The sequence below is a fragment of the Planctobacterium marinum genome (assembly GCF_036322805.1).
Taxonomy (GTDB): domain Bacteria; phylum Pseudomonadota; class Gammaproteobacteria; order Enterobacterales; family Alteromonadaceae; genus Planctobacterium; species Planctobacterium marinum_A.
Genome location: NZ_AP027272.1, coordinates 4,055,443 through 4,068,494, shown reverse-complemented (window position 1 = coordinate 4,068,494; position 13,052 = coordinate 4,055,443). Strand labels below are relative to the sequence as shown.

Genomic DNA, 13,052 nt, shown 5'->3' with positions numbered 1-13,052 from the left:
ACGTAATTACTGCCTGAAAAGGCTTAGGCTGGTGCTTATTTGAGCACCAGCCTTTTTGCGCTGTAGGATAGTGCAGGTTCTCCGTTTAGTGTCTATCCTCTCAAAGCGCAAAAAATAGCAATATCAAACCAATAAATCATTCGCACTGTGTATTGGTCTGATATTGAAAAAAGTAAAACGGTGCTGAATACATATATGTCTCTTACAAGAGATATCAGGGTTAAAGATCAGCAGGCTGAGGAATCCATGGTTTACTCTTATAGCGAAAAGAAACGTATCCGCAAGGATTTTGGTAAACGCCCCCAGGTACTCGAAATACCTTATCTACTTTCCATACAATTAGACTCTTTCCGTAAGTTCATCGAGATCGATGCGGAAGGTCAGTATGGTCTGGAAGCTGCTTTCCGTTCTGTTTTTCCGATTAAAAGCTACTCGGGAAATTCAGAGCTGCAGTATGTAAGTTATCGATTGGGCGAACCAGTATTTGACGTCAAAGAATGTCAAATTCGTGGTGTGACATTCTCTGCACCACTTCGTGTTAAGTTGCGTCTTGTTTTATTTGACAAGGAAGCAGCGCCAGGCACAGTAAAAGATATTAAAGAGCAAGAAGTATACATGGGTGAAATTCCACTCATGACAGACACAGGTACCTTTGTAATCAACGGTACTGAGCGTGTTATTGTTTCTCAGCTTCACCGTTCACCAGGCGTGTTCTTTGATCACGACAAAGGTAAAACACACTCATCCGGCAAAGTGTTGTATAACGCGCGCGTTATCCCTTACCGCGGTTCCTGGTTGGACTTCGAATTCGATCCAAAAGATAATCTTTTCGTTCGTATTGACCGCCGTCGTAAATTACCGGCGTCAATTATTCTGCGCGCTATGGATATGGGCACAGAAGAAATTCTGGACCTGTTCTTCGACAAAGATACAGTTATCCTGGATAACGGCGTATTTAAAGTTTCTATCGTTCCCGACCGTCTGCGTGGCGAAACTGCGCGTTTCGACATCAAAGACAACGAAGGCAACGTTATCGTAGAAACGGGGCGTCGTATCTCTGCAAGACACACTCGTCAGATGGAAAAATTAGGTCTGTCTGAATTGGAAGTTCCAGTGGAATTCCTGTTGGGTCGTGTGATTGCAAGAACCTATATGGATGAAAGCACAGGTGAAATCATTGTTAACGCTAACGATGAAGCCACTGCAGAAAATCTGAATGCCCTGTATGAAGCCGGTATTACAGAATTTGAAACCCTGTATATCAACGAGTTGGATCACGGTTCTTACATGTCTGATACCCTGCGTATCGACAACTCTACTAACCGTTTAGAAGCCCTTGTTGAAATCTACCGCATGATGCGTCCGGGTGAGCCACCCACAAAAGATGCGGCAGAAGCCTTATTTGACAACCTGTTCTTCACTGATGATCGCTACGACTTATCGTCTGTAGGTCGTATGAAGTTCAACCGCCGTTTAGGTCGTGATGAGCTGACTGGTTCAGGCACCCTGGATAAGAGCGATATCGTTGCAGTTATGCAGCAACTGATAGCCATCCGTGACGGTAAAGACGATGTGGACGATATCGACCACTTGGGTAACCGTCGTATTCGTTCTGTCGGTGAAATGGCCGAAAACCAATTCCGCGTAGGTTTGGTACGTGTTGAGCGTGCTGTAAAAGAGCGTTTGAGCTTAGGCGATCTCGATAATGTGATGCCACAAGATTTAATCAACGCTAAGCCTATTTCTGCAGCGGTTAAAGAATTCTTCGGTTCTTCTCAGTTGTCGCAATTCATGGATCAAAACAACCCGCTGTCAGAAGTTACGCACAAGCGTCGTATTTCTGCTTTAGGTCCGGGCGGTTTGACTCGTGAGCGAGCAGGCTTCGAAGTTCGAGACGTTCACCCTACTCACTACGGTCGTGTGTGTCCTATCGAAACGCCGGAAGGTCCGAACATCGGTTTGATTAACTCCTTGTCTAGCTATGCCCGTACTAACGATTACGGTTTTCTGGAAACCCCATACCGTAAGATCGTAGACGGCGAAGTAACAGAAGACATCGAGTACTTATCTGCTATTGAAGAAGGTCACTATCCAATCGCTCAGGCGAGTGCGGAATTGGATGAAAACAACCGTCTGGCAGATGATCTTGTTCCTTGTCGTTATAAAGGTGAATTCACCTTAATGGCGAAAGAAGAAATTAAATATATGGACGTGTCAGCACAGCAAATCGTTTCTGTTGCTGCCAGCATTATCCCATTCCTTGAGCACGATGACGCCAACCGTGCATTGATGGGTTCAAACATGCAACGTCAGGCTGTTCCTACACTGCGCGCTGATAAGCCGTTAGTAGGTACGGGTATGGAAAAAACCGTAGCTATCGACTCAGGTGTAACTGTTGTTGCTAAGCGCGGTGGTCGTATCGACTTCGTAGATGCGTCTCGTATTGTTGTTAAAGTTAACGAAAACGAGATGGTGGCGGGTGAAGCTGGTATCGATATCTACAACCTGACTAAGTACACGCGTTCTAACCAGAATACTTGTATCAACCAGAAGCCTACCGTTAATGTCGGTGAGCCTGTGGTTGCGGGTGACGTATTGGCTGACGGTCCTTCTACTGACCTGGGCGAATTGGCTCTGGGTCAGAACATGCGTATCGCATTCATGCCTTGGAACGGTTATAACTTCGAGGATTCAATCCTGATTTCTGAGCGCGTAGCGCAAGAAGACCGTTTCACTACCATTCACATCCAGGAACTAAGCTGTATCGCTCGTGATACTAAGCTTGGGCCAGAAGAAATCAGTTCAGATATCCCGAATGTCGGTGAGTCTGCGCTGAGCAAGCTGGACGAGTCTGGTGTGGTTTATATCGGTGCTGAAGTAAAAGGCGGCGATATCCTGGTAGGTAAAGTTACTCCGAAAGGCGAAACGCAATTAACACCAGAAGAAAAGCTACTACGTGCTATCTTCGGTGAGAAAGCCTCTGACGTTAAAGATACTTCTTTACGTGTACCTAACTCTGTTCACGGTACTGTTATCGACGTACAAATCTTCACTCGTGACGGCGTTGAAAAAGACAAACGCGCTCTGGAAATCGAAGACATGCAGTTGCGTCAGGTTAAGAAAGACCTGGGCGACGAATTCGGTATCTTGGCAGATGGTATCTTTGCTCGTGCTCGCAACCTGTTGGTTGCTAACAATATCTCTGAAGATAAGTTAAATGGCACACCGCGTGAGAAGTGGTTCGATTTACCACTGCGCGACGAAGATGCACAAGCTGAGCTGGATCAAGCCGCTGATCAATACGCTGCTGTTAAAGACGACTTCGATAAGAAGTTTGAGAACAAGCGTCGCAAGATCACTCAAGGTGATGATCTGGCGCCAGGCGTACTTAAGATTGTTAAGGTTTACCTTGCAGTTAAACGTCACATCCAGCCTGGTGATAAAATGGCCGGACGTCACGGTAACAAAGGTGTTATCTCCTCAATCCAGCCTGTAGAAGACATGCCTTACGATGAGAACGGTGAGCCGGTAGATATCGTGCTTAACCCGCTAGGTGTTCCGTCTCGTATGAACGTGGGACAGATCTTGGAAACTCACTTGGGTATGGCTGCACGCGGCCTTGGCGTTAAGATTGACCGCATGCTTAAAGAGCAGCAAGAAATCGCCAAACTACGCGAGTTCCTGACTCAGGTTTACAGCTCTGGTACACACCGTCAGGAAGTAGACATTGCGTCTTTCACTGATGATGAAGTTATCCGTTTGGCAGACAATCTGCGCAAAGGTGTACCTATTGCAACGCCAGTATTCGACGGTGCAACTGAAGCCGAGATTAAAGAGTTACTGACACTTGCTGACATCCCGGAAAGTGGACAAATCAAATTGTGTGATGGCCGTACTGGTCAGGAGTTTGAGCGTCCGGTTACTGTGGGCTACATGTACATGCTGAAACTGAACCACTTGGTAGACGACAAAATGCACGCTCGTTCTACTGGTTCTTACAGCCTGGTCACACAGCAGCCGTTGGGTGGTAAAGCTCAGTTCGGTGGTCAGCGTTTCGGTGAGATGGAAGTGTGGGCACTGGAAGCATACGGTGCCGCCTATACTCTGCAAGAAATGTTGACGGTTAAGTCCGATGACGTGAATGGTCGTACTAAGATGTATAAGAACATCGTCGACGGAGACCATCGCATGGAACCTGGTATGCCGGAGTCCTTCAATGTATTGTTGAAAGAAATCCGCTCACTGGGTATCAACATCGAGCTGGAAGAGCAGTAAGAGAACCCTCTTTAAAGTCCTTCGGGACTGAACAGGTAGCGATGCCAGTTACCGAAACGGGAACTGGCATCGAATAATAAGTGACTCCGTTGGGAGAAAATCGTGAAAGATTTACTTAAGTTTCTTAAGCAACAAAACAAAACTGAAGAATTCGATCAGATTCGAATCGGTCTGGCTTCGCCTGACATGATCCGCAGCTGGTCGTACGGGGAAGTTAAAAAACCCGAAACGATTAACTACCGTACCTTCAAGCCTGAGCGTGATGGTTTGTTTTGTGCGCGTATCTTTGGCCCGGTGAAAGACTACGAATGTTTGTGTGGTAAGTACAAGCGTCTTAAGCACCGTGGTGTAATTTGTGAGAAGTGTGGCGTAGAAGTTACCCTGACCAAAGTTCGTCGTGAGCGTATGGGTCACATTGAACTGGCAAGCCCGGTTGCTCACATCTGGTTCCTGAAATCACTGCCGAGCCGTATTGGTTTGATGCTGGATATGACCTTGCGTGATATCGAGCGCGTGCTGTATTTCGAATCTTATGTTGTTACCGAGCCAGGTATGACAACGCTTGAGCGCAGCCAGCTTCTGACTGAAGAAGAATATCTGGACTCGCTGGAAGAGCACGGTGATGAGTTTGAAGCAAAAATGGGTGCCGAAGCGGTATTCGATTTGTTACAAGAGCTTGACGTGGATGCAGATGTTGCTGCAATGCGTGAAGAGTTGCCTTCAATCAACTCTGAAACTAAGAAAAAGAAAATCACCAAGCGTCTTAAATTATTAGAGTCGTTCCAACAATCTGGTAACAAGCCAGAGTGGATGATCATGACGGTTCTGCCGGTATTGCCGCCAGACTTGCGTCCATTGGTACCACTAGATGGTGGTCGTTTTGCGACGTCTGATTTGAACGATTTATACCGTCGTGTAATCAACCGTAACAACCGTCTGAAGCGTCTATTAGACCTTGCTGCACCTGACATTATCGTACGCAACGAAAAGCGTATGCTGCAGGAAGCGGTAGATGCGTTATTAGATAATGGTCGTCGCGGTCGTGCTATCACCGGTTCTAACAAGCGTCCTTTGAAATCTTTGGCTGATATGATCAAAGGTAAGCAAGGTCGCTTCCGTCAGAACCTGCTAGGTAAGCGTGTTGATTACTCTGGTCGTTCTGTAATCACCGTTGGTCCAACACTGCGTCTACACCAGTGTGGTCTGCCTAAGAAAATGGCATTGGAACTGTTCAAGCCTTTCATCTACGGTAAGTTAGAAGGTCGTGGTCTTGCTACTACCATCAAAGCTGCCAAGAAAATGGTTGAGCGCGAAGCGGCAGAAGTATGGGACGTTCTGGATGAAGTTATCCGCGAACATCCGGTACTACTTAACCGTGCACCGACTCTTCACAGACTGGGTATCCAGGCATTTGAACCTATCTTGATCGAAGGTAAAGCGATCCAGCTGCACCCACTCGTATGTGCGGCCTATAACGCCGACTTCGATGGTGACCAAATGGCCGTTCACGTACCACTGACGCTAGAAGCGCAGTTGGAATCACGTGCCCTGATGATGTCTACCAACAACATCCTGTCTCCTGCGAACGGTGAGCCCATCATCGTACCTTCACAGGACGTTGTATTGGGTCTGTACTACATGACCCGCGCCCGTGTTAACGCTAAAGGCGAAGGCATGGTTTTCGCGAACAAAGAAGAAGCAGAAAAAGCCTACCGCACAGGCCAGGCAGAACTGCACGCTCGCGTTAAAGTGCGTTTAACTGAAGTTGAAATCGATATCGATGGCAATCGCCACGAAAAAACCTCTGTAGTAGAAACTACCGTTGGTCGTGCAATTCTGTTCGGTATCTTACCAGAAGGCATGCCTTTTGAGCTGATCAATCAGCCAATGGGTAAAAAGCAAATCTCAAAATTATTGAACGCTTGCTACCGTCGTTTGGGTCTGAAAGACACCGTAATCACCGCTGACCAGGTTATGTACACTGGTTTCCATTATGCGATGAAGTCTGGTGTGTCTATCGGTATCGACGACATGGTTATTCCAGATGAGAAGTCTGAAATCATCGACGCGGCTGAAGCTGAAGTAACTGAAATTCAGGAGCAGTTCCAGTCTGGTTTGGTAACCGCTGGTGAGCGTTACAACAAAGTAATCGATATCTGGTCTGCAGCTAACGAACGCGTTGCTAAGGCGATGATGAGCAACTTGTCTACCGAAGAGGTGTTAAACCGCGACGGTGAGCACGAGAAGCAAGATTCACTTAACTCTGTATACATGATGGCGGACTCCGGTGCTCGTGGTAGCCCCGCTCAGATTCGTCAGTTGGCCGGTATGCGTGGTCTGATGGCTAAGCCAGATGGCTCAATCATCGAAACCCCCATTACCGCTAACTTCCGTGAAGGTCTGAACGTACTTCAGTACTTCATCTCAACCCACGGTGCACGTAAAGGTTTGGCCGATACGGCATTGAAGACAGCTAACTCAGGTTACCTGACGCGTCGTCTGGTTGACGTTGCTCAAGACGTTGTTATCAACAACGACGACTGTGGCACCTTTGACGGTATCGTCATGAAGCCGTTGATTGAAGGTGGTGACGTTGTGGAGCCATTGCGCGAGCGCGTATTGGGTCGTGTTGTTGCCGAAGACGTATTAAAACCAGGTACTACTGAAGTCTTGGTTGAGCGTAACGTACTGCTTGACGAAAAACTGGTGGACTTCCTTGAGTCTCACTCAGTAGACCAGGTTATCGTTCGCTCGGTAATTACCTGTGAAAACGACTTCGGTGTGTGTGCTAAGTGTTATGGTCGTGACCTTGCACGAGGTCACATGGTTGGCGCTGGTGAATCTGTGGGTGTAATCGCCGCACAGTCAATCGGTGAACCAGGTACACAGTTAACGATGCGTACCTTCCACATCGGTGGTGCGGCATCAAGAGCGTCTGCAGAAAACAGCGTACAGATCAAAAACAATGGTCACCTGAAACTGCACAATGCTAAGTATGTAACTAACACTGACGGCAAGATTGTTATCGTATCGCGTTCAACTGAACTGACGGTAATTGATGAGTTTGGTCGTGAGAAAGAGCGTTACAGATTGCCTTACGGTGCGAAATTGTCGGTTGACGATGGTGCAGCAGTAGAAGCTGGCGCGATTGTAGCGAACTGGGATCCGCACTCCCACCCAATCGTGGTAGAGCGTAAAGCGCGAGTAAGCTTCTCTGACGTTGATGATTCCAATACAGAGATGCAGCAAGACGACCTGACTGGTCTGTCGCGTATCGTGGTTAAAGACCTGTCCCTGGCCAATGCTAAAGAGCCTAAACTGATTCTGGAAATTGAAGAAGTGGGCTTACAGGAAATTCGTCTGCCAAGCTTTACCACTATCGATATTGCCGATGGTGCAACGGCTGAAGTGGGTGATACCATTGCGCGTATTCCTCAGGAAAGCTCGAAGACTCGTGACATCACGGGTGGTCTACCGCGGGTAGCCGACTTGTTCGAAGCGCGTAAGCCTAAAGAGCCTGCGATTCTGGCTGAAATCTCCGGTACCATCGGTTTCGGTAAAGAAACCAAAGGTAAGAAGCGTCTGACGATTACACCGAAAGAGGGTGATCACCACGAAGAGATGATTCCTAAATGGCGTCAAATCAACGTATTCGAAGGTGAGAACATCGAAAAAGGTGAAGTTATCGCTGACGGTCCAGAGTCGCCACACGATATCTTGCGTCTGCGTGGCGTAAGCGCGGTATCTAACTACATCGTGAACGAAGTTCAGGAAGTTTATCGCTTACAGGGTGTAAAAATTAACGATAAGCACATCGAGGTTGTAATTCGCCAGATGTTGCGTAAGTGTATTATCACTGATCCAGGTGACACTATGTTCCTGGAAGGCGAACAGTGCGAAGTATCGACGGTACACATCGCGAACCGTGAACTGGAAAAAGCCGGTAAATTGACAGCTAAATACGAACTGCAATTGTTGGGTATCACTAAGGCATCACTGTCCACTGAATCCTTCATCTCAGCAGCTTCGTTCCAGGAAACTACGCGGGTACTGACAGAAGCTGCGGTACAAGGTAAGACAGATGATTTACGTGGTCTGAAAGAAAACGTAATCGTTGGTCGCTTGATCCCAGCAGGTACTGGTTTGGCGTATCACAAGAAACGTCTTGCTAACAAGATGGACGCCATGGAAGACCTGTCTGTTTCTGCCGAAGAAGCAGAAGCAGCACTGACTGAAGCACTTAACGCGGAAGTTTTGGGAGCGGATAACTCTGCTTCTGAAGAGTAAATCCTGCTCCAATTGAAAAAAGCGCCTGATGGCGCTTTTTTTATGTCTGTAAACGGCACCGGTAGGTAACCAGATTAGTTTGTTACTATTGCAGGCGAGCTTGCTGAGCCTGGTTATGAATGGCCGAGCGCAGTTCTCGCGGTATACACAGATGTTGCGCCAGGTTATCCAGATACTGCTGAGAAACAGATAAGCTCTCGTCAATGGCCAGCAAAGACGCTGCGTATACTTCTACACCGGTCTCGGCATCCGGTACATTGGAAACGATTTGTTGCATGGATTTAGGTTGGCGCAGCTCATCGAATAATGAGGCTTTTTCGGCCACCGATAAATCCATCTGCTCAACCTGATTGAAAATGCGTTGCTGTTCGTCGCTATCGATATGGCCATCGGCATAGGCAGCGGCAATCATGGCTTGCATTAGCAGCATCTGGCCACCATCAGCGCTGTCGTCTTCAATAATTTCCTCAAAACGCTCCTCTGAAACCCGACCATAGTTGAAGGTTTTTGGCTCTGGCCTTGAATAGGTGTGCTGTTGCGCCGAAGATTGTTGTTGCGGCGTGTAAGTGTAGGCAGGACTAGAGGCTTGTGCACTACCTTGCCCATTGGTTTTTTGCTGGTTATAACTCTGGTAAGCTTTCCAGGCCAAACCGCCAACAGCGGCGAGCGCTCCTACCTTAAGGGCGCTTTTACCCATTTTCTTGGTTTTCTTCGAGCTTTTGCCCATCGCCAGGTTTGTGATCACGCCGCTCACTGCGCCGCCAGCCATACCCGACATAAAACCACTCTTACTCAGGCCACCTAACATCTTTTGGAGATCTTTCATAAAATCTTGCCTCTTTTATTCACCTTTTTCAGGCTATCACTCATTTATAGAGTATTTGAGAGAAAAAGTGTCACAGAGAATTTCTGTGGATTAATCAGAAATCCATAGGGGCGAGTCTGCTCAAACAACCGTCAAATTGTTTATTTAGTTGACACTTGAGGTTCGGATCTATAGAATTTCGCGACCTCATTTTGGGGTAAATCCCTAATGGGCGCGGATTTTTCATAAAAAAGCCTGAATTTTCGGGCTATAGCAGCAAAATCAGCAGTGGGTTCGCATTGAGTTTCAATGAGAACCAAATTTTTTGTTTAATTTTTAGGAGCTAGAATGGCAACAGTTAACCAACTGGTGCGCAAGCCCCGTGCTAAAAAGCCTGCGAAAAGCAACGTAGCAGCACTGGATGCTTGTCCACAACGTCGTGGTGTATGTACTCGTGTATATACTACTACCCCTAGGAAGCCTAACTCAGCGTTACGTAAAGTGTGTCGTGTACGTCTGACTAACGGTTTCGAAGTAAGTTCATACATCGGTGGTGAAGGTCACAACCTTCAGGAACACAGTGTTGTATTAATCCGTGGTGGTCGTGTTAAAGATCTACCAGGTGTTCGTTATCACACAGTTCGCGGTACGCTTGACTGTGCAGGTGTTAACGACCGTAAGCAAGCCCGTTCTAAGTACGGAACGAAAAGGCCCAAGTCTTAACGGTTCTCCGTTAGTAAGGCCAAACTAAGTATTAACGTTTTGGGATAATCCTGAATCAATTCGGAGAATTAAGATGCCAAGAAGAAGAGTCGTAGGACAACGTAAAATCCTACCTGATCCTAAGTTCGGATCACAGCTGTTAGCTAAATTCATTAATGTTGTTATGCTAGACGGCAAAAAATCAACTGCTGAAAAAATCGTTTACGGTGCACTAGACGCCGCTGCTGAAAAAACAGGTAAAGATCACCTGGACATTTTCGAAGCTGCTCTGGACAACATCCGTCCTAACGTAGAGGTTAAATCTCGCCGTGTTGGTGGTTCTACCTACCAGGTACCGGTTGAAGTTCGCCCTGTACGTCGCAATGCATTAGGTATGCGTTGGATGGTTGAAGCTGCTCGTAAGCGTGGTGAAAAATCTATGGCGTTGCGCCTTGCTGCTGAAATGGCTGATGCGTCAGAAAACAAAGGTTCTGCGGTTAAGAAACGTGAAGACGTTCACCGTATGGCTGAAGCGAACAAAGCGTTCGCACACTACCGCTGGTAATCTGCTGGCAGTAGCAAAAATCCAAATTTGTTTGGTTATCACGGAGAGGCTAGTCCTCTCCGTAATACGTTATGTAGGTCGACATTTATGTTGACGAGATATAGCAAGAGACATGCTCTTTTGTGGTTCAAGAAAATGCTTTTTGCAAAAAGAATTATTTTCTTGAATGAGAATTGATTGGATTCGTGCGGAGTTGCATGAATCAACACCGATAATTTCCTTTAATTGAGAGGACACTATGGCTCGTACTACTCCCATTGAGTTATACCGCAACATCGGTATCGTAGCTCACGTGGACGCGGGAAAAACGACCACTACCGAAAGGGTTTTATTCTACACTGGCTTGTCTCACAAGATTGGTGAAGTACATGATGGTGCGGCCACCATGGACTGGATGGAACAAGAGCAAGAGCGCGGTATTACCATTACCTCTGCGGCCACCACCTGCTTCTGGAAAGGGATGCAGGCCCAGTACGACCAGCACCGCATCAATATTATCGACACACCCGGACACGTTGACTTCACTATCGAAGTAGAGCGTTCTTTGCGCGTACTGGATGGTGCGGTAGTGGTGTTCTGTGGTTCTTCAGGTATTGAGCCACAATCCGAGACGGTCTGGCGTCAAGCGAACAAATATCACGTACCACGCATGGTGTTTGTTAATAAAATGGACCGTGCCGGTGCCGACTTCGAACGTGTTGTTGAACAAATTCGCAAGCGTTTGGGTGCCACCTGTGTACCAATTCAACTAAACATTGGTGCCGAAGAGAACTTCAAAGGGGTTATCGACCTTATCAAGATGAAAGCCATCAACTGGAATGAAGCAGATCAGGGCATGACCTTTGATTACGAAGACATTCCGGCAGATCTTCAGGATAAAGCTGAAGAAATGCGCATGGAGATGGTGGAAGCGGCTGCAGAAGCTTCAGATGAGCTGATGGAAAAGTACCTTGAAGAAGGTGAACTAAGCGAAGAAGAAATTCGCTCTGGGCTGCGTACTCGTACTTTGAATAACGAAATCGTATTAGCCACGTGTGGCTCGGCGTTTAAAAACAAAGGTGTTCAGGCGGTACTGGATGCGGTAATCGAGTATTTACCGTCTCCTGTTGAAGTACCTGCTATTCAGGGCCACAAAGATGATACTGACGAGTCGCAAGACGAGCGTCATGCTGATGACAAAGAGCCGTTCTCGGCGTTGGCCTTTAAGATTGCTACCGACCCATTTGTGGGAACCTTAACCTTCTTCCGTTGTTACTCAGGTGTAGTAAATACCGGCGATGCCGTATACAACCCGGTTAAAGGTAAAAAAGAACGCTTTGGTCGTATCGTGCAGATGCACGCTAAAGACCGTGCAGAATTAAAAGAAGTGCGCGCTGGCGATATCGCAGCAGCGATTGGCTTAAAAGATGTTACTACCGGTGACACGCTTTGCGATCCAAATCATGTGATCACCCTGGAGCGTATGGAATTTCCGGAGCCGGTAATTTCCATCGCGGTAGAGCCAAAATCTCAAGCTGACCAGGAAAAAATGTCGATTGCTTTGGGCAAGCTGGCAGCAGAGGATCCTTCTTTTAGAGTAAAAACAGATGAAGAGTCCGGGCAGACGATTATCTCCGGTATGGGTGAGTTGCACCTGGATATCATCATCGACCGCATGAAGCGCGAATTTAAAGTGGAATGTAACGTGGGTAATCCACAGGTTGCTTACCGCGAAACGATTCGCAAATCAGTGGAAGTGGAAGGTAAATTCGTACGTCAGTCTGGTGGACGTGGCCAGTATGGTCATGTGTGGCTGCGTGTTGAACCTCAGGAAGAGGGCAAAGGCTATGAATTTGTTAACGAAATTGTCGGTGGTGCAGTTCCCAAAGAATTCATCCCTGCGGTTGATAAAGGCTGTGAAGAACAAATGCATTTTGGTGTCCTGGCAGGCTATCCTGTGCTCGATGTTAAGGTGACATTATTCGATGGTTCTTATCATGATGTTGACTCTTCAGAAATGGCCTTTAAGATAGCGGGTTCGATGGGCTTTAAACAAGGTTGCTCGGAAGCAAATCCTGTTTTGCTTGAACCCATGATGAAGGTTGAAGTTACAACTCCCGAAGATTGGATGGGAGATGTAGTAGGTGATCTGAATCGTCGTCGTGGTGTAATTGAAGGTATGGAAGACGGTATTGGCGGTATTAAGATAATACGTGCCAAGGTTCCTTTGTCTGAAATGTTTGGTTATGCCACAGATTTGCGGTCTGCGACGCAAGGGCGAGCTTCATATTCTATGGAGTTCCACAATTATGCAGAAGCCCCTAATAATGTTGCTAAAGGCATTATTGAGGCAAGAAATTAAGTAAGTTCGGTCCGGGTATCACCGTCTCTTTTAGGGGATTCGTGACCGGACTTTTTGAAATTTAGGAAATAGAGAAC

At 47.1% G+C, this 13,052-nt stretch carries 6 protein-coding genes; 5 read left to right on the top strand and 1 reads right to left on the bottom strand.

Translation table 11 applies throughout. The features are described 5' to 3' along the window. The first annotated feature begins 246 nt into the window (after window positions 1-246). Complete coding sequence (rpoB, locus tag AABA75_RS17995) at window positions 247-4,275, top strand: DNA-directed RNA polymerase subunit beta (RefSeq protein ID WP_338294884.1); 4,029 nt, start codon at window positions 247-249, stop codon at window positions 4,273-4,275. A gap of 102 nt (window positions 4,276-4,377) precedes the next feature. Then, window positions 4,378-8,562: a DNA-directed RNA polymerase subunit beta' gene (rpoC, locus tag AABA75_RS17990; protein ID WP_338294118.1), complete on the top strand. Its 4,185-nt coding sequence runs from the start codon at window positions 4,378-4,380 to the stop codon at window positions 8,560-8,562. Between the two features lie 85 nt (window positions 8,563-8,647). Here rpoC and AABA75_RS17985 read toward each other — a convergent pair whose 3' ends face one another. After that, complete coding sequence (locus AABA75_RS17985; protein ID WP_338294117.1) at window positions 8,648-9,388, bottom strand: tellurite resistance TerB family protein; 741 nt, start codon at window positions 9,386-9,388, stop codon at window positions 8,648-8,650. A 327-nt stretch (window positions 9,389-9,715) separates the two neighbouring features. On the opposite strand from AABA75_RS17985, the gene rpsL reads away from it, so the two are divergent. From rpsL to fusA, 3 genes are all read left to right on the top strand, one after another. Next, a complete protein-coding gene (gene rpsL / locus AABA75_RS17980) occupies window positions 9,716-10,090 on the top strand; it encodes a 30S ribosomal protein S12 (protein ID WP_338294116.1) in 375 nt (124 codons plus the stop codon). A gap of 73 nt (window positions 10,091-10,163) precedes the next feature. Continuing rightward, complete coding sequence (gene rpsG / locus AABA75_RS17975; RefSeq protein ID WP_338294115.1) at window positions 10,164-10,634, top strand: 30S ribosomal protein S7; 471 nt, start codon at window positions 10,164-10,166, stop codon at window positions 10,632-10,634. A gap of 238 nt (window positions 10,635-10,872) precedes the next feature. Beyond that, a complete protein-coding gene (gene fusA, locus AABA75_RS17970) occupies window positions 10,873-12,975 on the top strand; it encodes an elongation factor G (RefSeq protein ID WP_338294114.1) in 2,103 nt (700 codons plus the stop codon). Window positions 12,976-13,052 lie beyond the last annotated feature (77 nt).